Below are 19,709 nucleotides of genomic sequence, written 5' to 3' on the forward strand. Positions count from 1 at the left end.
CATGACCGTCCGCAGAAACGTCACTCCGTGGGCTTCGGCCGCACTGGTACTCACCGCGTTGCTCGCCACGGGCTGCTCTGGGGAGAAACACAACGACTCACGCCCCCTGGCGAGTTCCTCGTCCGTCACTCCGCACGGGTACGTCGCGGGAGCGCAGGAGGCCGCCGAGCAGCGGTCCCGCCTGCTCCTCAATGACCCCGACAGCGGAAACAGCCGGGTTCTCGACCTCATCAGCGGCACGGTGCACACGACGGCCCGGACGGAAGGCGCCGTCCGGCTGGTCACGGACGGACGGTTCGGCTACCTCCACACCTCCGGCGGCACGCACGTGCTCGACAGCGGCGCCTGGATGGTGGACCACGGGGACCATGTCCACTACTACAGCGCGGCGATACGTGGCGTCGGCGAGCTTCCCGTGGGCCGTCAGGCGCAGGTACGCAGCGACGCCGCCGTGACCGCCGTGACCGACGAGGACGGGAAGACCGTCCTCTACGACCGCGGCGAGCTGGAGAAGGGCACGATCGCTTCGTCCGGGACGCTGGCGGGCACCTACAGCGGCGCCGTCGTGCCGTACGAGGAGCACCTGCTCGCTTTCGCGGGCGAGGGCGGTACCACGAAGCTCGTCGTGCTGGACCGGAAGGGCGAGCGCGTCGCCTCCCCGGACGTGGAGTGCGAGGAGCCGCGCGGCGACGCCGTCACCCGTCGCGGCCTGGTCCTGGGCTGCGCCGACGGCGCCCTGCTCGTCCGCGAGAAGGACGGCGCCTTCACCACCGAGGAGATCCCCTACGACGAGGACGTGCCGGCGGAGGGACGGGCCACCTCCTTCCGCCAGCGACCCGGCGGCGACACCCTCACCGCACCGGCTGGGGATGACGCCGTATGGGTCCTGGACGTCACCGAGCGGTCCTGGACCCGGGTGGACACCGGTCCCGTCATCGCCGCCAACACCGCCGGAGAGGGCTCCCCGCTGCTCGTTCTGGAGACCGACGGCTCGCTGCACGGCTACGACATCGCCACCGGGAAGCAGACCGCGCGGACCAGGACACTCCTGACCGGAGAAGCGCCGGCCGGCACCGACGACGGCGCCCCCGTCATCGAGGTCGACCGCAGCCGCGCCTACGTCAACGACCCCGAGGGCAAGAAGGTGTTCGAGATCGACTACAACGACAACCTGCGCATCGCACGCTCCTTCGACCTGGACATCGAGCCGGTGCTCATGGCGGAGACCGGCCGATGAACCGAGCCGCGGCGAAGCAGCGCGTGAGGGTGAGCGCGGCACGGCTGCGCCAGCTGATCGTGGGCCTGCTCGCGCTCGCCACGGCGGCAGCCGTCTCCGCCTGCACCACCGGCGAGGAGCACCCCCGTATCGTCGTCACGACCAACATCCTCGGCGACATCACCAGGGAGATCGTCGGTGACGAGGCCGACGTCACCGTCCTGATGAAGCCCAACGCCGATCCCCACTCCTTCGGCCTGACGGCGGTGCAGGCCGCCGAGCTGGAGCGCGCCGACCTGGTGGTCTACAACGGCCTGGGGCTGGAGGAGAACGTCCTGCGGCACGTGGACGCCGCCCGCGAGTCCGGCGTCGCCACTTTCGCGGTAGGCGACGCGGTCGACCCGCTCACCTTCCGGACGTCCGACGCCGGCGGCCCCGAGGAAGAGGAAGGACAACCCGACCCACACTTCTGGACCGATCCCGACCGGGTGCGCAAGGCCACCGGCCTGCTGGCCGACCAGGTGATCGAGCACGTCGACGGTGTGGACGTCAGCGCGATACGTGCACATGCCGACCGCTACGGCGAAGAACTCACGGACCTCACCGCCTGGATGGAGAAGTCCTTCGACGGCATCCCCGAGGACCAGCGCGCCCTGGTGACCAACCACCACGTTTTCGGCTACCTCGCCGACCGCTTCGGCTTCCGGGTGATCGGCGCGGTCATCCCCAGCGGCACCACGCTGGCCTCCCCCAGCTCCTCCGACCTGCGCTCGCTCACCGAGGCGATGGAGGAGGCCGGCGTGCGCACCGTGTTCGCCGACTCCTCACAGCCGACACGGCTCGCCGAGGTCCTGCGCACGGAACTGGGCGGCCGGGTCCAGGTCGTGGAGCTGTATTCGGAGTCGCTGACCGCCGAGGGCGAGGGTGCCGACACCTACCTGCGGATGATGCGCGCCAACACCACCGCCATGGCCAACGGCCTGACCGGCGGCTGACTCCCCGAGCCTTCAACATGCGCCGGCCGACCGTGCCGACACCGTCATTCACCCACCGCCGCCACCGAGCGGCACGGAAAGGAACACACCGATGAACACATCGATACGCAGCAGAGCCCTCACCGGGACCGCACTCGCCCTGGCGGTGTCCACGGTTCTGACCGCGTGCGGAGGGGAGGGCTCCTCCTCCGGCACCAGGGCCGCGGGCACCGCGAGCGCCACGCCCGCCGCCGCGGTCAAGGACCCGTTGGTCGCCACCTTCGACGGCGGCCTGTACATCCTGGACGGCGAGAGCCTCAAGCTGACCCGGACCATCGAGCTGTCCGGTTTCAACCGGGTCAACCCCGCCGGTGACGAGGACCACGTCGTCGTCTCCACCGACACCGGCTTCCGGGTGCTGGACGCCACCGGGCAGGCCCTTACCGACATCGAGTACAAGGGTGCCAAGCCCGGACACGTCGTACGACACGCGGGAAAGACCGTGCTCTTCACCGACGGCACGGGGGCGGTCAACGTCTTCGACCCTGCGGACCTGAGCGGTGGCAAGAAGCCGGAAGGGCGCACCTACACCTCCGCCGAGGCGCATCACGGTGTCGCCATCGAGCTGGCCAACGGCGAGCTCCTCAGCACCCTGGGCACCGAGGAACGGCGGACCGGCGCGCTGGTTCTCGACGAGAAGAACAAGGAGATCACGCGTAACGAGAAGTGCCCCGGCGTGCATGGTGAGGCGGCTGCCCGGAACGAGGCCATCGCCGTCGGCTGCGAGGACGGTGTCCTGATCTACCAGGACGGGAAGTTCACCAAGGTCGACGCCCCCGACGACTACGGCCGCATCGGCAACCAGGCCGGCAGCGACGCCTCCCCCATCCTCCTCGGCGACTACAAGACCGACAAGGAGGCCGAGCTGGAACGGCCCACCCGCATCTCCCTCATCGACACCGAGAAGAAGAAGCTGCGTCTGGTGGACCTGGGCACCAGCTACTCCTTCCGCTCACTGGCCCGCGGCCCGGAGGGTGAGGCCCTCGTCCTCGGCACCGACGGCGCCATCCACGTCATCGACCAGAACAGCGGCGAGGTCGAGAGGAAGATCCCCGCCGTGGGCAAGTGGCAGGAGCCGCTGGCCTGGCAGCAGGCCCGGCCCACGCTGTTCGTCCGCGACGACACCGCCTACGTCTCCGACCCCAGCGGGAGGGCCCTGCACGCCATCGACCTGGAGACCGGCAAGAAGATCACCTCGGTCACTCTGCCGCAGAGCACCAACGAGCTGTCGGGCGTCGTCACCGGATCCTGACTGCGGCCTTCTCCTGGGCGGCAGGATGACGGCCGTCGTGGCCGCGGGCGAGGCCGGCCTCGGATCGGGTAGCGGACGCCGGCACGCCCCCTTGCCCCCGCGGCGTACGGGGCCGACGCTGTCCGGGGCTCGACGGCACTGGATGATCCGGTGCCGTCGAGCCCCTCGGTGCCGGGTGAATGCGGCAGCCGGTGCCCCGGGCCGCTCAGCTTGTACGAGCAAGGCCGCTCATCCTGGGCCTGCCTGTTCAGGGGCAGTTCCGGTCCTTCAATGATCAGCGCGCTCTGTGCACGTTGACGCCACCCTTGAACGTCAACCCCACCCTGACACCGTGAGCAGCACCCCGCTCGCGCGGAGACCAGCGGGGACGCCCACTCCTTCCTGGTCAGTCCTGCGGCTCACGGAGCGTCAGTCGCCCAGGCACGCTTCGATCATCAGAGCGAGCCGGCGTTCCATCGCGATCAGGGTCTCGGAGGACAGGCTCTCCTCCTCGCCCAGGAGCGCGCCGATACCGAAGAGCCCTAGGCGCTGTCCGTAAAGTAGCGCGGTCCGCCCGCAGGGCGGGGTTCGCGGCGTCCGGTGCACTACGTTCGCTGCGCTCTCTCCGTCTCGGCGCCCTGATTCCTCCTCCGGATGCCGAGCGGCGATCACACGGCGGAGATCGTCCTCGTACGGGACGTCCTCAGACGACGCCGACAACGCAGCGAGCGTGCCTGCCGGGCGTCGCAGGAGCTGCGCACGGCCATACCCGTGTGCAATCGATCATCCGGTCATTGGACTGGTCACTCGAGACAGAGACCGGGACCGAGGCACCTGACAACGAAATCCTCAACCCCCAGGGCTGGGCGCCGCATTGGCGCCCACGACATCCTCACCGGCCCGTAAGTGAGGCGGTGCCGATGGCATGATCCAATTAGGTGCATGACATCCCTCTTCTCAAGGACCTTCCGCAGGATGACGGGGCGGCGACGGCCGACCGTCGCCGCCCAATACGACACGGGCATGCGCGCCCTGGCCGTCGTGCTGGTGCTCACCGCGGGACTGACCGGCCAGGGATCTTCCGCGTACGCGGCCGGAGCCAGGGATCGGCAGTGGTACCTGGACCGGATGAACGTCGACCAGATCTGGAAGAAGACGACGGGCGAAGGAATCAAGATTGCCGTCATCGACTCCGGAGTGAACCCCTCGACGCCCTCGCTCAAGGGCCAAGTGCTGCCCGGCGGAGACGCGTCCGTCCCCGAAGGAGGCCCCGACAGCGCCGACCGCGACGGCCGGGGAACGACGACGGCCGAGCTGATCGCCGGGACCGGCGCGGGCGGCGGCATCCAGGGCCTCGCCCCCGGAGCCAAGATCATCCCGATCCGCGTGCCGCCGCTCGAGCACGACGAACTGCCGAGCATCGACGACCACGTCGACCGGGCCATCAGGATGGCACTGGAGCGCGACGCGAAGATCATCAGCATCTCAATCGGCAGCGAGTACGTCATCGGTTCCGGCATGACCGGGCAGCGATACGCCCTGCGGGACGCCCTCGCCAAGGAGGTGCTGGTGTTCGCAGGCACCGGTGACAACGCCAAGGAGGGCAACAAGCCGCTGGCTCCGGCGCGTTTCTCGGAAGTCGTCGGGGTGGCCTCCATCGACGAGAACGCGCGGGTCGCCGACTTCTCCCAGCACGGCGAAGACGTGACCCTCGCGGCGCCGGGAGTGAACATCCCCCGCTGGTGCGACGCGACCTTCCGGCGCTACTGTCCCGACGGCGGCGGTGCCCACGCCGCCAGCGCCCTCGCCTCGGCCTCCGCGGCCCTCATCTGGGCCCAGCACCCCGACTGGACGGCGGCGCAGGTCCTGCGCGTCATGCTCGACACAGCCGGCCGCAGCGACGACTGGAAGCCCGGAACGGTCAGCAACTACCTGGGCTACGGGGTGATACGCCCCGGCGCGCACATCAACCGGGGCCTCGGCGATCCGGGCCCCGCGGACCGCAATGAGATGCCGGAGAACGTGGAACCGGTCGGCTACCGATCCACCTCGCCATCACCGAAGCCTCCCAAGACCCCGAAGCCGTCACCGACACACACCGCGGCCGCGGACGATTCGCCACCGAACGTGCCGGTGCTCGTTGGGGGCGGGGCGGCCGCCGTCCTGGTTGTCACGGCCGTGGCCGTGTGGGTCGCGAGGCGTAGACGCCACGCAGGCTGAAGGGGCGACAGGCGGCTCCCGAAGAAGACAGGACCTGACCATGTTCACTGGCCGCAGTACTGACTCGGCGGACAGCTCGGTTTCTCGGCGGTCACGAGATTGAAGGCCTTTGCTGCGATGGCGGGTTCGGGTAGGCAGAGGGACGGGTGACGTCGAACTCGTCGGCGCGCTTTGAGTGGGGTCGCCTGAGCCGGTCGGTTCCGGATGCGGATGTTTCCTGCTCACCGTGCTCGTCCTCGCGGCAGGCTGAGGGCTGGGGGTGAGCGTTCATGGCGCGGCGTGGGGTACGGCGGTCGCGTGGTGAGTTGTCTCGTGTGCGGGCTCGTGAGGCCATGCTGATCGCAACGCCTGAGGCTGGGCGCGTGGTGAAGGAGCCCTTGAAGCCGGTGATGGACACGACGCCGGCCAATTTCCGTTGCAACAACGCGCTTCTGATTCCGGAGCGCGTAGCGAGTGGCGTGGAGGGCAACTGGTACGTCCGGGTACTGCTGAGCGACGACAACACGTACCAACTCGAATGTCGGGACGGTGTTGCCGCCGAGCACTACCACACGCGGACGATCTCCCAGAAGAAGGTCTTGACAACGATGCTCGGTTGGGCTGTCGGCAGGGAGTCTGGCGGGACGCTTGCACGTGGAACAACGTCGGCTCGCAGTTCGAAAGCGGAGAGGCTCCACAACCCGGATAATCAGGTTGCCTATCCGGTAGTTGCTTCGCCCTTCATTTGGATCCACTCGCGGATGGTCTCGATGGCGTCGAGAAGCTCCTCGAAGGTGCGGAGATCACGATGCTGTCGTCGGACCTGGCCAGTCGCCAAGTCCCCGTACTCAAGTTCAGCTTCACCGCTGCTCCAGACGATGAGCACACCGACGTGGTCATCCCACTCGAGCGTCAGCCACGCACTGGTCTTGGTGCGGCCATCCTCAGGCGACCGCTGGACATCACCCGTGATCCCACAAGACTGCAGGCGCTCCTCGTGCTCGGCGAACCACACGTGGAGCCTCTGCGGCAGTTCAACCGAGATGCACCGACCTTCTCCGCTTTGTCTCATGGCTGGGCTGTGCGTTCCGCGGATCGGTCGAGCTGGAAGGGAGAACCGGCAAGTATTGGATCCCAGCCCTGGCTCCGCGCTTCCCGAATGCTCGCAGCAACGTGAGCCGGGCGAATGGGCTCTGCTTCAAGGCCCAACCAGTTACTGGAATGGGCCTGCCCGTTGGTGACGTTCAGGACGGTGCCCGGCTGGTCGGCGTTGATGGCCTCGACCGCGTAGGTCATTGGTGTCCAGCAGAGTCCCTGCATATAGGAGGGCTTCCTGCGGATCCGCCAGCGGTACTCGATCCCGTCAACGGTTATACGCCGGGACCCCTTCTGGTTCAGCGCCATCATGCCCCTTTTCCCGTCTCGGACTGCGATTGACGAAGCTACCCAGTACGAGCGCAACCTGACGGCGTGGCCGAGGGCCACACGCCGAACCACTGCTCGGCGTCGCACTCCTCGAACCGCTCCACCTCGGTGAGCCCCAGCTTCGCCGCGAGGCGCATCGAGCGGTAGTTGGCGGTCTGAGTGCAGAGCACCACCGGCGCGCTGGGGGAATGTGTCGGCGAACCAGTCGCGTGCCGCTGCACACGCCTCGACGGTGTACCGCCACCCCACGCCTCCGGCAGGGACATGCACCCGAGCTCGGCCCCCCGGTATCCGGTCCGGCGTGCCCCGGACGCTCAGCGTCGCGCCGACTCGGTAGAAGGGCCAGGCCGGGTTCCAGCGCCAGGCCGCCCGCCGGTCGGTTTCCGCGAACGGCCCGGCCCGCTCCTCGGGCATGGTGAGGACCCTGGGCGCGGGCGAGCTCCACCGCCTGGTGCTCGGTGTCGGTGACGATACTCAGGCGCCGGACGTGGGCGTACTCGTCTTCGTCCTTCCACGTGAGAGCGCTCAGATCAGGGGGCGATGGCGGGGGCGCGGGTCGGATCGAAGGTGTCGAACCCGTCATCGGTGCGCCGGGTGGGGTGCTCCAATGTGACGTACCAGTTCCTCAGACCGGCCGGCCTGTGGGGGCGTTGATGCTGAACCATGCCCCGGGCGGCTTCCACAGCAGCAGCCCAGTGTCCTGCCCCGCCCGGAAGCGGGCTCCCACTCCCCCGCCATCGCGTCGAACGCCTCAGTGCGCACCGCGCGGGCGCCCTCGGCGAGCGGGATCGGCATCATGATGAGGAACGGCGGCTGGAAGTCGCGACGCCGGCGAGGGGCCGGCGATCAGCCCGGTCGGCTGCGGCCGCTCGGCTGGCCCGACCCGTTGAATGGCATGCGGCTCCACTGGAGTGAACAGAGTGACTGTTCACTCCACTATTGGGATTGATCGCCATTCCACAGGTGCGTCTTAGCTGGTTTCGCCACAGCGAGTCCTTACCGTGGCCTGCGCTACGCAGGGCCCGTCTCCGACGCCCGTCCTGCCCTTGTATCGACCACGAAAGGAGTGAGCGTGAACGCTCGCTTCGGTGTGAAGCGAAAAGTGGCGCTTGGGGTCACAGCGCTGGTCGCGATCGCCGTCTCGGCTTTTCCGGGATCGGCATCCGCCGTCACCGGCGGAAACCAGGGAAGCTCGGACCATTGGGGCGTCATCACCCGCAACACGATCGGCTCTCCCGTCGCCGCCCTGAGGAACGGCCCGTTCGGCTCGTTCGGCGTAAAGGGCCCGTCTGCGAGGCCGCCCTACGGACGGGGCAGCCTCGGAATCGAGGTGGCGGACAAGTCCACCTCCCTCACCCCGCCCAGTGAACAGGTCGAGTTCGGCAACGAGGTCGACTTCTACGGTGACCGGGTATTGGCACTGAAGCAGGTCGGCTTCCACGTCTTCCAGACCGGCGAGAACGTCTCCTACGGTGGCCCGGGGAACATGCCGAACATCAGGTTCGAGATCAATCCGAACCTCACCGCGGCGCCCGCCACCACCTACTCCTCGATGGTGTGGAACCCAGCCCCCTCCCCGGTGACGGACAGATGGAGTCCCTACCTGAACGCCACCACGACCGGCACGTGGTACCTCACGGGCAATGCGGGGACCGTGACCGGCTGCACGCTGACCGCCCAGTGCACCTTCCCGCAGCTGAAGACCGTGCTCAACGACGGCGGCGCACAGCCGACCATCTACACCGCCGGGGTGGGAAAGGGCCGCGACTACATGTGGATCGGCGCTGTCGACGGCCTGCGGATCAACCGGACCGTCTACGACTTCGAGGCCAACGGAGTCAGAACTCGTCGCGCCGGCTGAGCGAGGCACACGGCGGGGCCGGACCGCATGACCTCGGCGCGTCGCCATCGGCGGCGCGCCGAGGAGAGTAAAGGGGTGGTCAGCCGCTCTCAAGTCCCGACTCACGGCGACACCATCACCCAGCGGTGCCCCGCTCAGGGAGGGGCCCGCCGGACTCAGTCCCGCACCTCGCAGAACCGCGTCACACCGCCTCGCCCGTGCCCACACGTAGGAAAGCCGGGTGGGGGCGGTGGACAGGCACCAGCGCGTTCTGACGGCGACCCAGTCCGCCAACCCGGACGAGGCCGCCAGCGCGCGCCGTCACCACGCGCTGACTGGGGCGGCGGTGAACGGCCGAGGAGAAGGGCGTTGAAGTCCGCTTCCGCCACTGGGACCGATGGGCATGCGGTGGCCCGCTTCCCACCCGCACGGGCTCCATTGCTCACCCCGTCTGAGCAGTCGGCGTCGGCACCTCGAAGGAGCCGGGTGACGGCTTCTCGTCTCGTTTCGTCGCGGATAGGTTGGCGAACACGCTTGCCCGTCAGTGGACTTGGCGCTCGCGCGGGCCGACGTCCTGGCTTGCCCTGTGCGCGGCCCGGCGGGTGCTGAGCATAGGCATAAGAGAGCTTCATGAAACGACTATTCAGCACCGCACGCCATGTCGCCGTACCGCGGACGCGAGTTCGTCTCGTCGGCGCGACCCTGATGGCGCTGCTGCTCGTCGGCATCGGGCTGGGGGTCACCCCGCTGCTCCAGGGCGCGCGGGCGGCCGGCCCCGCCGCGGTCCCGGAGCGGGAAAGCATCGAAGCCCAGATCACCCGTGCCACCGCGTCGGGGAAGAAGCAGGTGGACATCGAGCCCGGTGAGTACCGCCGCGGTTCCGTTCTCGACCTCAGCGGGCTCGACGGGTTCACGCTCAACGCCAAGGGCGTGACGATCATTCAGACCCGGCTCGTCCAGGCCGTACGGACGGGTACGTCGAACAATCTCACCGTCACAGGTCTCACGATCAACTACGACCCCCTGCCGTTCACCCAAGGGCGCGTCATTGGCCTCGGCGAGACGTCCGACGGCAAACCGTGGATGGATGTACGGATCGACGCCGGGTACCCCCGCCCGGACAGAATTCCCCGTCGCGTGTCGGTCTACGACCCCGCTCTCCGGCTCTGGCGGAGCCAGGCGTACAACATTCCCGTCACCTGGCAGGACCGGACCGCCGGCGTGGTCCGGTCCATGGGCGGCGCATGGGCGGCCGGCACCGGCGACATCGTCACGTTCGCGGGCGAGGCCGAATCAGGTCCCGACATCGCCATCGGGGTGGGCGGGGCGAACAACACGTTCAAGGACGTGACACTCCACACCGCTCCGGGATTCGGCTTCCAGAACAGGGCCGGTGAGGGCAATACACATCTGGACAACTTCCGGGTCGTTCCGGGCCCGCCGCCTCCAGGAGGAACCGAGAAGCCCATCCTGACCACGACGTGGGACGCCATGGGATTCGGGTGGGTCAAGAAGGGACCCACAGTCGAGAACTCCACGGTCGTCGGTGCCGGGGACGATTCGATGAGCGTCCAGGGCTTCGGCACCGCCAAGGTCCTCAAAGCCGACGGAGACACCCTCTGGGCCGCCTTCGCCGACGGATTCCGCAACGCCCTTCCGGGTGACCGTCTACAGCAGTGGACCGATGGGCCCACCGCCTCCATCCGGTCGATCGCCCCGGAGAAGGACCCCGCCATCAAGGCCCTGGCCGGGGCGAAGGCCGACTTCACCTACAAGGTGACACTCGATCGCCCCTCGCCGTGGAACGCGGGCACCGACATCACCAACCTCGACCGCATCGGCAGCGGCTTCGTCTTCCGCAACAACCGCATCGACAGCTCCGGTCGCGGGTTCCTGGTCAAGGCGCGTGACGGAGTCATCGAGAACAACTGGATGCGCGGCGTCAACTCGATCTCGGTGACACCCGAGAACAGCTCGGACGCCAACGCCAACAGCGGCGGAAACCTCGTCATCAGGGGGAACACCTTTACCGGCACACTGGTGTCGGCCCCCGGAGGCTGGGACTCCTGCCAGGTCGGCGCCGTCTCCTTCGACCCCGGAAGCGCCAGCAGGCCCCTCTACCCCGACCTCACCATCGAGGACAATGTCTTCCAGGACATCAGGGGCACCGGGCTCAATCTCGGCTCGGCGAAGAACGTGACCGTGCGGAACAACTTCTTCCAGCGGTCCCACCAGTCCACGTACCCGGCGACGAAGAACCGGTGCGGTATTCCGCAGTCATCCGTCGTGTACGTGAGCAACTCCACCGGCGTGACGTTCGAGGGCAACACGATCGACCGCATCGGCCCCTACTCGGTACAGCAGGTGACAGTCGACGACAGGAAACCCTCCGGTATCAGCGGTCTGCCGGGCGGAGTGAAGGTCCTCAATCCATACCTGCCCGTCAAGGCCGCGAGCACCTACACGATCTCGAACCGTGACAGCGGTCTGGTGCTGGCCCCGGCAGGCGGTTCGACGGAGGCCGGAGCCGGTGTGGAGCAGCAGTCCGCCGCGGGCGGCAGCGCGCAGCGGTGGCGCCTTTCGCCTGCCGGAGACAACACCGTACGGATCCAGAACGCCTTGTCGGGGCTCTTCCTGACTGGTGGATCCGGCTCGGCCGTGACGCAGCGGTCACACTCCGACGACCAGGGCCAGCGGTGGCGGCTGCTCGACACCGGGAACGGCACGGCGAAGATCTCGAACGTCGCGACCGGCAGCGTACTGGGCGCCACGGACCCCGGCCCGGGTTCTCCCGCCGGGCAGTGGCCGGTGTCCGGGGCACTGGACCAGGCGTGGAAGTTCACGGACGTGTCGCCGTAGGCCCACGCTGCCCCCGGCGATGACGTGAGGGACGCGATCGGCGATGCGGCCGTCAGGCTGAACCAAGTCGTCACGTCGCTTGATGACTTGAGTAGCCTGCGGTCGATGGAAATGGGACTGAATGCACATGACTGGCTGGCAGATACGCGGACGTCGTATGACACCGTCGCCGCGAGTTACGCAGAGCTGACACGTCACATCTTGGATGAATCACCGGTGGAACGTGCGGTCTTGGCCCAGTTCGCCGACCTGGTGCGTTCCCAAGGCGGCGGGCCGGTCGCGGACGTGGGGTGTGGGACAGGCAGGATCACGGGCCACCTGCGGGAGCTGGAACTGGACGCGTTCGGCATCGATCTGTCACCCGGCATGATCGATGTGGCCCGTCGCCATTACCCTGGGGTGCGGTTCGATCTCGGTTCCATGACGGACCTCGCCTTCGCTGACGCCTCGGTGACGGGCCTGGTCGCCTGGTACTCACTGATTCACATTCCTGACGACGAGATCAGCTCGGTTCTTGCGCATTTCCGTCGAGTGCTCAGGCCCGGTGGGCTGTTGCTGCTCGGCTTCCATGTCGGCGATGAGTCGCGGTTGAAGACCGAGGGCTATGGCGGGCACCCGATGAAGGTCTATGTCCATCGTCGGCAGCATGACCGGACGATTGATTGGCTTGACGAAGCCGGCTTCGCCGTCGAGACGCGCAAGACCCTCACTTCTGCCGAGAGCAAGCTGGGAGGGATCATCCTCGCGCGTCGTCAGCCTTGAGCGTCTCCGCCGGTCGCCTGGCGGAGACGGGATCAGGTGGCTCGTGCGGCGATCTCGTGCGGCGATCTTGAGGAAGGTCGGAATCCCGAGGCTGATGGTCGGCCCCGCGTCGGCGGTCGTCGAGCCGAGCGACCTTGTTCTTCGTGACGGCAAGGCTGACGCGCAGACCTTCGGCCTCGCCGAGCCGGCCTTCGCGTTCGGCCTCGGCGATCCGGTCGTCCAGATCGCTGCGGATCTACCAGACGGAGCCGCTGAGCAGGGTCGATGCGGAGAAGTGGGCAGCGGACGCAGCTGCGTTCATGCTGGCAACTTGTGCCGTGGGCGCGACCGCGGTCGCGCCTACGGCAGGCGCGACCTTCCCTCGCTCGAAGTGGCCGAGGAACTCTTCCCACTCTGTATCGGTTGGGTGGGTGCGGAATTCCTCACTGGGACGCAGTGTCCGGCGGCGGGCGATGAAGGTCCGTGACGCGTTACCGGTCTTCAGGCGGGGCCGAGTACGCCGCGTTCACGGAACAGTGCGAGGCCTTCCAGCTCGCCGGGCCGGGACAGCGGGGCCGTCCCGACATCGGCTCCGGCTCCGGCTTCGGCTTCGGCTTCGACATCGGCATCGGCATCGGCAGCCCGGACGCGGCGGGGACCCCCGAGGTCTGCCTGAGTGGGCTCTGAAGGTACGGGCCGGGGGCCGGTCCCCAGCGGTCGGCGCACAGTGTTCATGCGCTGATCGTAGGCCGATGCCAGGCGCGCCGGGCACGGCTGGTGTCGGCCTGCCAGCGCCTTTCGGCTCGCGCGTCGAGGGGCGTCACGAAACCGCGTCGACGGCCATGCGTTCCGCCCACTCTCTGAGCCTCCCACAGAGGCCGCGAGTCCGTTGTCAGTGGACGATGTTACTTTCTGTGACATGACCGATCACGCGCTATGGCTGTTGCGGCAGGACCGTCGCCTGGCCGAACTGGCCGCCTTCCCCTTCAACTTCGACCTGGACCGTGCCGCCCACGGCCATGTCGAGGAGGTCCGCCTCGCCTCGGGCGGGCCGCTGGAGACGGTAGCCGGGGACGATACCGGCGGTACGTACTTCGTGTGCGCGGACGGCTCGGTGCTCTACGCCGATTCGGAGGGTGCCGCGGGGATCATCGGCTCCAGTGTCGACGAAACTCTGGAACTCGTGATCGGCCTGCCCGGCTGGCGCGGCTACACACATCTGTCGCCAGATGACGGAGAGGAGAGGATCCTGGCGTGCGTCGCGGAGACCGAGGAGGAGATCCGTGAGTACTTCGGAATCGACGAGGAGCGGGCCGAGCTCCGTGCGGCGCTGGGCTTCCCGAAACGCTCCCCGGTCGAGCTGGTGGGCAGGCTGCGTGCCGCGCTGCTGCGCACCGAGCCGGACTTCGTACTGCTCAACGCGGATGAGGGGTGCGCGTACGAACGGATAGGCCCGGCCGGTCCCCCGCTGTGGGAGCCAGTGCTCACGGCGGGCCGCGCCGATCTCGCCCGGCTGCGGGAGGGAGACCGCACGGCATGGCGTGAAGTCGCCGAGGACCCGGTGCGGCGCCGGATCACCCTGCGGGCCGCGCAGTTCGACCGCGCCGAGGGTGATCTGGAATTGCTGCGGCATCTGCTGCGGCACGAGACACGGTCTTCGATGACGGACGAACTGCGGCTCGCGGCCGTGTTGGTGGGGCTGCGCGGGAACACCGGGGATCTGCCCCTGCTGCTTGAGGTCCGGGAGACGGACTACGACACGGCGTGCGGCCTCGGCGGTATGCCGGAACCGGGCGCAGGCGCCAACGAGTTGCGAGAGTGGGCGCGGGCGCTCGACGAGTCGATGTTCGGAACGGATCCGTCGGACGAGCCGGTCTCGACATGGACCGACCTGGCATGCGACCAGGGGATGACGGACCTCGCGCGGGTGACGCTGATCCGCGAACTCGACACCATTTTCATGGACCAGAGCAGACTCCGCCGCCCCGGGGCGCCCCACACCCTGGCCACGGCTCCGCTGAGCGGGCTCGCCCGGGACTTCGAGAAACTCGGCGACCTGCCCCAGGCGCTGCGTGCCCAGGGCCTGTACGCCGCCCTTCAGGCGACGGCATGGGACCGGGCCTCGGCCCGGCGCACCCTGGCCCGCCTGGAGCGGGAGGCGGGCCGGCTGCCGCAGGCAGCGGACAGCCTGGCCGCCGTGCGCGACGCCCTGGCCACCCCGGGCGACGACTCACTGCGCTACTGGCAGCAGGTCAACTTCGGCAGCTTCATCGCCGAGGAGCACTACCGGCTCACCCTCGCCCTGGCCGCCGCGGGCCGCCCCGAGGAGGCCCGTGTCCTCCTCACGGCCGCCGACGCCATACTCGGCGAGCTCTCGGAGAACGCCGCGAACGGGATCCGCGAACTCGCCGCGCGGACCGCTGCGAGAGTGCGGGAGGTCAACTGAGGACGGGCACGGCGGGCGGGCGGTCGCCGGGAAACAGTGGGCGCGGCGCGCCAGGTAATCGCCCTGTCGGGCAGCAGGTTCTGTCTGTGAAGACGCCGGATCGAGCACGCGATCCCGGACCGAAGGACAACGGTCGTCGACACCTCGCGGGCCGCGGCACAGGTGGCGGGACTCGACGCCCGCCTGCTCTCCACGTCGACGGATCCGGCCCCCGCGACGCCAGAAGGCCGTCACCACTCCGGCTGTCCCCGACCGCCTACCGGAGTTCGGCGATCACGAGACCACCGTCAGCACGATCTTGCCCTGGATGTGGCCCTGCGCGGCTCGTATGTGTGCGCTGCCCGCCTCGGGCAGCGGGTAGGTACTGTCCACCCCGACCTGGAGCTCGCCCTCGTCGAACAAGCGCCCGATCTCGGCGAGCTGAGGGCCATGGGAACGCACCTGAATGTTCGAGACCGTGATGCCCAGACTCGCCGTCTCCTCCGGGTCGTACTGGGCGCAGAACACCGGAAGCATGGTGCCGCCGCGCTTGAGCACGGTCAGGAAGCGTGAGCTGTCCGGGCCGCCGACGGTGTCGATCACCAGGTCGACACCGCTGACGACGTCCGCGGCCTGCGTCCTGGTGTAGTCGATGAACTCATCGGCGCCGAGCTTGCGCAGGAACTGCTCGTGCCGGCCCGAGGCCACCGCGATGACGTGTGCCCCCTTCCATTTCGCCAGCTGCACCGCGAAGTGGCCCACGCCACCGGCGGCCCCGTTGACCAGCACGGTCATCCCTGGCGTGATCGGCACCGGCTGGTGCACCCGACCGGTGAAAGGGGACGGCACATCGTGGCCGAGATCAACCAGGTACTGCCAGGCCGTAAGCACGGCCATCGGCGCCCCAGCCGCCCGCACGTGGTCGATACCGGCCGGCTTGTGAGCCAGGTCCGACGCCGGCGCGGCCACGTACTCGGCGTACGTCCGGCCGTCGAATCCGGGGAACCGCAGCATGCCGAAGACCTCGTCACCTACGGCGAACCCCAGCACGTCCGGAGCGACCGCCTGGACCACGCCCGACATGTCCGTTCCGGGGATCAGAGGGAACTCCAGCGCCGGCCTCATCTCGGCCGGCATGACCTTCATCCCCTCACGCAGGTACCAGTCCGGCGGGTTGATGCCCGCCGCGTGCACCCGGACGAGCACCTCGCCCGGTCCGATCTCGGGCACCGGCACCTCGTCATACCGCAAAACGTCCGGCCCGCCCGCTTCGTGGAACTGGATCGCCTTCATCACGCCTGTCGCTTTCTCGGGGAAACGTTGCTCCCTCAGTCAAGGACCAGGACGGCATGGCCGTCCAAGACCGGTTCGGCAACCTCATCATTCCGAAACGGCATGACGCGTACGCTGGAAGGGTGAACGATCTCGGACAGGACCTGGAACTGCGGCTGGTGCGCTACTTCACCGTGGTGGCGGCGCACCAGCACTTCGGCCGGGCCGCCGCCGACTTGCACGTGGCCCAGCCGGCGCTGAGCCGTCAGATCCAACGGCTCGAGAAGTATCTCGGCGTACGACTGCTGGACCGCGTGCCCAAGGGCACCCGGCTCACTCCGGCCGGCCAGAAGTTCCTCCCCCGGGCCCAAGCCCTGCTGCGGACCGCCCGCCAGGCCGAGCTGGCCGTGCGTGAACATGCCGGGACCGGACGCATCGCCATCGGCTACGTTGAAGACCTGGTGATCACTGCCGCCGTACGGGAACTGCGCCGTCGTCACCCGGACGCCGAGATCGCCACCCGGTACCTGAGCTGCCGCGACGTCGGGGCACTGTCCGACAAGCGCGTCGACGCCCTGATCGCGCGCGCCCCGCTGCCGCTCGCCGCCGACGACGTGTTCACCACCCCGCTGTACGAGGAGCCCCGGATGCTCGTGGTCCCGCGCGGCCATCCCCTGGCCGACCGCGCGTCGGTGACCGCGGAAGAACTGGCCGGCGAGGAGGCGGCGCCGTGCGCGTTCGAGACCGCGGACTGGACTTCCTACCGGATCCTCGGGGCCGGCGTGCCGCCGATCGAGAGCTACGAGGACAAGCTCGAACTCGTCGCGAGTGGCCGGGCGATCGCCGTGCTACCGGTCGGCGATCGGCGTAGCTCACTGCGGCCCGGCCTCGTCACCGTCCCGGTCGAGGGCGCTCCCCCCAGCCAGGTCGTCCTGGTCAGCCGTAAGGACGATCCGAATCCGATGATCGGGAATCTCCGGCTGGCGGCCGAGGCCGTCCTGACCGCCCCGGCACCCTGACGGGGACCAGCCGACCCCGCTGGCGCCGAACTGCGCCAAGCCGTGATCACGCGCGCCGTGTTCGTCGCGCGTCTGCCGGTACCGCTCGGGGGTCAGGTTGTGCCGGCTCAGCGTCCGGCTCGACGGAACGGTGATCCAGCACGCCGTCTCGACCAGGAGCCGCTGCCCTATCGCGTGAGAGCGCTGCCTGCCACGAGCTGCGGCCCGGCAACGCCCTGTCTCAGGGTGTCGGCGAGGCCGAGGTGCTGTCCCGGGCGTCGCCGCCAGGCGTTCTCGCGATCTGATGGGGTGACTGAGTGTGTGGTGGTCGATCTGGGGCCTGTCCGGCGGACAGACGGCGAAGTGGTCGGCGCCGGTCAGGCCGGTCGTGGAGGCGGGAGTGCCGGGCAGCGCAGCCCGGAGCCGCGCGTCAGACCCCGGTGTGCACCCCGATGGCGCGCAGCAGTCGGACTGCCGCGATCCGCTGGTGGCGCGGACGGTCCTTGGCCAGGAGTCCGAGCAGCAGATCTCGCGGTAGGCGGTCGGCCCACGGCAACAGGGCCACGGTCGCCTGCCGGACCACCGCTGCCGAGGAGTCGTCCAGGAGCGGTCGTACGTCGTCGACGTGCGCCGACTCCAGAGCCCGCAGCCCGGCCACCGCGCAGGCGCGCACGCCGGCGACCGGGTGGGTGAGGAGTGCCCGGATCAGGCCCGCGTCCTCGCGCGTCCCGCACTCGCCGAGGCCCACCGCGGCGGCGGGCCAGGCCCCGGGGTCGGTGCACAGCGCGCGGTACAGCGGCACAGGGTCTGTGCCACCCCGTCGCAGTACCCACCGCGCGCACGCCCGCACCACGGCGGACCGATCGGTGAGGTACGGCTCGGCGTCGGCGTGCCGCCCGACCCTGCGCAGCGCGGTCACCCCCGCCGACCTCACCCGGGAATGCCGGGATCCCAACAGCACCACCACGACCTCGGTGAACCCGTCCGGGTCGCCCTCGACGAGGGCTGCCACGGCTGCTTCGGCGCACAGGTCCTGCACCACGACGTCGCGATGGCGCGCGGCGGTCCGAGCGAGCCGCTCCGCGGGGAGCAGCCCCCGCTCGACGGCGGCGCGGTGCGCGAGGCGAGCCGTGGCCCGGTCGCCGCTGTCGAGCAGCGCCTCGACGTACGCGGCCGGGCCCGCGCGCAGCACCCCGGTCAGCAGTTCCTGGGCGAATCCGCCCCGGGAACGGCGGGCGACCCGCAGGATCAGCGCGGCGTGCGCGGCGAGCCGGTGCGGGGGCGCCTCGGCCAGGAGTGCGCGGGCCCGTTCACGTACCGGCTCCGCCCAGTCCGCGCAGCGGATGATGACCAGGGCGAGCAGCGCGGGCCGCTCCTCGGCGTGGTCCAGCGCAGCCTCGCGGATCCGGCCTTCGGGGTGGCAGAGGGCGAGGGCGAGTTCGGCGTCACCGGGCTTCCGGGGCCAGACGACGGTGGGCAGCGACGCATGCCGGTCCCGGCTCAACCTCCGCCCGGACGGCGACGCGTTCGAGTGGATCAGCTCCGGCCGCTGCCAGGCCAGTTGGCGTACCCCGAAGTCGAGGCCGATCCAGGACTCCGGGTCCGTCACATCGAGCGCCTGGCCCGGAGCGACTCCATCGGCCAGTTGCCTGACGGCCTCGTACGACTCGTCCTCACTGGTCAGCATGGGTGAAGCCTCACAACTGCGCGGCAGACCGCACCGGACGCGCCGAGGTGGTCAAGGCCGGACGGGCGCCTCCACCGGAAGCCGGCGAGCCCCGACGGCCTGTTCTGGCGGCTTCCGTGATGCGCGGCCTCGGGGTCAGCGCCGCGCGCAGTGCCGGGGCAAGGACCTGCCGGGTCTCGGCCCGAGTGAGGGCGGCGGGGGTGGGAAGGGGGTTGAGGTAGCGGGTGTAGATGAGGCCGCCGAGGATCGTCACCACGGCCGTGGCACGGGCGGTCGCATCCCGGCCGCCCAGAAATTCAACAAGCCGGGCCAGCAGTTCGTGTTCCAGGTATTCGCGGATCACCTCGGCGGCCTCGTCGCCCTGGGCGGTGAGCCGGCGGAAGTCGGCGTCCTCCCACAGGTCCGTCACCGCGTCGATCAGACGGTCGGGGAGGGTGGCCGGGTCGCCGCCGAGGACGTCGTCCACCGCCAGCGCGTTGGCGCACTGGAACTGCATCACGTCCGCGAACAGGCCCTTCTTCGAGCCGAAGTGGTACGCGATGAGCGCCGGGTCGACCCCGGCGGCCCCGGCCACCGCGCGCAGGGTGGTGCGCCGGTAGCCGCGCTCCAGGAACAGTGTGCGGGCGGCCGAGACGAGCGACTCGCGGGTCGGCGGCTTGCCTCGTGGGCGGCCTCGGGTACGGGCGGGGGCAGGGGCGGCGTTATTCATCAGCGTTGAGCCTGCATTTCGTGATCGGCAAGGTCAAGGGCGTTCCGCACACCACTCGAAGGGATGCCCCGAC

General features: G+C 69.2%; 17 protein-coding genes. 11 read left to right on the top strand and 6 right to left on the bottom strand.

What is annotated here, in order from left to right:
- Nucleotide 1 precedes the first annotated feature (1 nt).
- From ACIOGX_RS00860 to ACIOGX_RS00875, 4 genes are all read left to right on the top strand, one after another.
- Nucleotides 2-1,237: a hypothetical protein gene (locus ACIOGX_RS00860; RefSeq protein ID WP_401909022.1), complete on the top strand. Its 1,236-nt coding sequence runs from the start codon at nucleotides 2-4 to the stop codon at nucleotides 1,235-1,237.
- Entirely contained in the window at nucleotides 1,234-2,211 is a 978-nt protein-coding gene (aztC, locus tag ACIOGX_RS00865) for a zinc ABC transporter substrate-binding protein AztC (protein WP_401909024.1), read from the top strand. The genes ACIOGX_RS00860 and aztC overlap by 4 nt, the downstream gene beginning before the upstream one ends.
- Before the next feature lie 91 nt (nucleotides 2,212-2,302).
- Nucleotides 2,303-3,502: a zinc metallochaperone AztD gene (gene aztD, locus ACIOGX_RS00870; RefSeq protein WP_401909027.1), complete on the top strand. Its 1,200-nt coding sequence runs from the start codon at nucleotides 2,303-2,305 to the stop codon at nucleotides 3,500-3,502.
- Between the two features lie 954 nt (nucleotides 3,503-4,456).
- Nucleotides 4,457-5,701, top strand: a complete 1,245-nt coding sequence (locus tag ACIOGX_RS00875; protein ID WP_401909030.1) for a S8 family serine peptidase — start codon at nucleotides 4,457-4,459, stop codon at nucleotides 5,699-5,701.
- Nucleotides 5,702-6,398: 697 nt separating this feature from the next.
- Here the strand turns inward: ACIOGX_RS00875 and ACIOGX_RS00880 are convergent.
- Genes ACIOGX_RS00880 through ACIOGX_RS00890 form a run of 3 tightly spaced genes read right to left on the bottom strand, consistent with a single transcriptional unit; the run spans nucleotide 6,399 to nucleotide 7,275 of the window.
- Nucleotides 6,399-6,752 (bottom strand): hypothetical protein, encoded by a 354-nt coding sequence (locus tag ACIOGX_RS00880; RefSeq protein ID WP_401909032.1) that lies wholly within the window; start codon nucleotides 6,750-6,752, stop codon nucleotides 6,399-6,401.
- Nucleotides 6,749-7,087: a hypothetical protein gene (locus ACIOGX_RS00885; RefSeq protein ID WP_401909035.1), complete on the bottom strand. Its 339-nt coding sequence runs from the start codon at nucleotides 7,085-7,087 to the stop codon at nucleotides 6,749-6,751. The genes ACIOGX_RS00880 and ACIOGX_RS00885 overlap by 4 nt, the downstream gene beginning before the upstream one ends.
- Nucleotides 7,088-7,122: 35 nt before the next feature.
- Nucleotides 7,123-7,275 carry a hypothetical protein gene (locus ACIOGX_RS00890; protein WP_401909038.1) on the bottom strand — a complete coding sequence of 51 codons (153 nt, stop codon included), beginning with the start codon at nucleotides 7,273-7,275 and terminating at the stop codon, nucleotides 7,123-7,125.
- 902 nt (nucleotides 7,276-8,177) lie between these two features.
- Here ACIOGX_RS00890 and ACIOGX_RS00895 point away from each other — a divergent pair.
- From ACIOGX_RS00895 to ACIOGX_RS00920, 6 genes are all read left to right on the top strand, one after another.
- Nucleotides 8,178-8,966 carry a hypothetical protein gene (locus tag ACIOGX_RS00895; protein ID WP_401909041.1) on the top strand — a complete coding sequence of 263 codons (789 nt, stop codon included), beginning with the start codon at nucleotides 8,178-8,180 and terminating at the stop codon, nucleotides 8,964-8,966.
- A gap of 609 nt (nucleotides 8,967-9,575) precedes the next feature.
- Nucleotides 9,576-11,804, top strand: a complete 2,229-nt coding sequence (locus ACIOGX_RS00900; RefSeq protein WP_401909043.1) for an RICIN domain-containing protein — start codon at nucleotides 9,576-9,578, stop codon at nucleotides 11,802-11,804.
- Nucleotides 11,805-11,921: 117 nt separating this feature from the next.
- A complete protein-coding gene (locus ACIOGX_RS00905; protein WP_401910488.1) occupies nucleotides 11,922-12,566 on the top strand; it encodes a class I SAM-dependent methyltransferase in 645 nt (214 codons plus the stop codon).
- A 94-nt stretch (nucleotides 12,567-12,660) separates the two neighbouring features.
- Nucleotides 12,661-13,032, top strand: a complete 372-nt coding sequence (locus tag ACIOGX_RS00910; protein WP_401909046.1) for a hypothetical protein — start codon at nucleotides 12,661-12,663, stop codon at nucleotides 13,030-13,032.
- Nucleotides 13,029-13,232: a hypothetical protein gene (locus tag ACIOGX_RS00915; protein WP_401909049.1), complete on the top strand. Its 204-nt coding sequence runs from the start codon at nucleotides 13,029-13,031 to the stop codon at nucleotides 13,230-13,232. The genes ACIOGX_RS00910 and ACIOGX_RS00915 overlap by 4 nt, the downstream gene beginning before the upstream one ends.
- A 232-nt stretch (nucleotides 13,233-13,464) precedes the next feature.
- A complete protein-coding gene (locus ACIOGX_RS00920) occupies nucleotides 13,465-14,991 on the top strand; it encodes a hypothetical protein (protein ID WP_401909052.1) in 1,527 nt (508 codons plus the stop codon).
- Between the two features lie 273 nt (nucleotides 14,992-15,264).
- On the opposite strand, the gene ACIOGX_RS00925 is transcribed toward ACIOGX_RS00920, so the two are convergent.
- Complete coding sequence (locus tag ACIOGX_RS00925) at nucleotides 15,265-16,263, bottom strand: NADP-dependent oxidoreductase (RefSeq protein ID WP_401910490.1); 999 nt, start codon at nucleotides 16,261-16,263, stop codon at nucleotides 15,265-15,267.
- 122 nt (nucleotides 16,264-16,385) lie between these two features.
- On the opposite strand from ACIOGX_RS00925, the gene ACIOGX_RS00930 reads away from it, so the two are divergent.
- Nucleotides 16,386-17,261, top strand: coding sequence for a LysR family transcriptional regulator (locus tag ACIOGX_RS00930; RefSeq protein ID WP_401909055.1), 876 nt, complete (start codon nucleotides 16,386-16,388; stop codon nucleotides 17,259-17,261).
- A 409-nt stretch (nucleotides 17,262-17,670) separates the two neighbouring features.
- On the opposite strand, the gene ACIOGX_RS00935 is transcribed toward ACIOGX_RS00930, so the two are convergent.
- Both ACIOGX_RS00935 and ACIOGX_RS00940 read right to left on the bottom strand, forming a co-directional pair.
- Nucleotides 17,671-18,927, bottom strand: a complete 1,257-nt coding sequence (locus ACIOGX_RS00935) for a hypothetical protein (protein WP_401909058.1) — start codon at nucleotides 18,925-18,927, stop codon at nucleotides 17,671-17,673.
- A gap of 10 nt (nucleotides 18,928-18,937) precedes the next feature.
- Entirely contained in the window at nucleotides 18,938-19,636 is a 699-nt protein-coding gene (locus tag ACIOGX_RS00940) for a TetR/AcrR family transcriptional regulator (protein ID WP_401909061.1), read from the bottom strand.
- Nucleotides 19,637-19,709 lie beyond the last annotated feature (73 nt).

This window comes from Streptomyces sp. NPDC088147, assembly GCF_044741565.1.
Taxonomy (GTDB): Bacteria; Actinomycetota; Actinomycetes; order Streptomycetales; family Streptomycetaceae; genus Streptomyces.

Bases quoted from the DNA above. Each gene is read 5' to 3' on its own strand.
- ACIOGX_RS00880 (WP_401909032.1), bottom strand. From the start codon at position 6,752: ATGAGACAAAGCGGAGAAGGTCGGTGCATCTCGGTTGAACTGCCGCAG.
- ACIOGX_RS00885 (WP_401909035.1), bottom strand. From the start codon at position 7,087: ATGATGGCGCTGAACCAGAAGGGGTCCCGGCGTATAACCGTTGACGGG.
- ACIOGX_RS00910 (WP_401909046.1), top strand. From the start codon at position 12,661: ATGGTCGGCCCCGCGTCGGCGGTCGTCGAGCCGAGCGACCTTGTTCTT.
- ACIOGX_RS00875 (WP_401909030.1), top strand. From the start codon at position 4,457: ATGACGGGGCGGCGACGGCCGACCGTCGCCGCCCAATACGACACGGGC.
- ACIOGX_RS00900 (WP_401909043.1), top strand. From the start codon at position 9,576: ATGAAACGACTATTCAGCACCGCACGCCATGTCGCCGTACCGCGGACG.
- aztD (WP_401909027.1), top strand. From the start codon at position 2,303: ATGAACACATCGATACGCAGCAGAGCCCTCACCGGGACCGCACTCGCC.
- ACIOGX_RS00940 (WP_401909061.1), bottom strand. From the start codon at position 19,636: ATGAATAACGCCGCCCCTGCCCCCGCCCGTACCCGAGGCCGCCCACGA.
- ACIOGX_RS00925 (WP_401910490.1), bottom strand. From the start codon at position 16,263: ATGAAGGCGATCCAGTTCCACGAAGCGGGCGGGCCGGACGTTTTGCGG.
- ACIOGX_RS00920 (WP_401909052.1), top strand. From the start codon at position 13,465: ATGACCGATCACGCGCTATGGCTGTTGCGGCAGGACCGTCGCCTGGCC.
- ACIOGX_RS00860 (WP_401909022.1), top strand. From the start codon at position 2: ATGACCGTCCGCAGAAACGTCACTCCGTGGGCTTCGGCCGCACTGGTA.
- aztC (WP_401909024.1), top strand. From the start codon at position 1,234: ATGAACCGAGCCGCGGCGAAGCAGCGCGTGAGGGTGAGCGCGGCACGG.
- ACIOGX_RS00935 (WP_401909058.1), bottom strand. From the start codon at position 18,927: ATGCTGACCAGTGAGGACGAGTCGTACGAGGCCGTCAGGCAACTGGCC.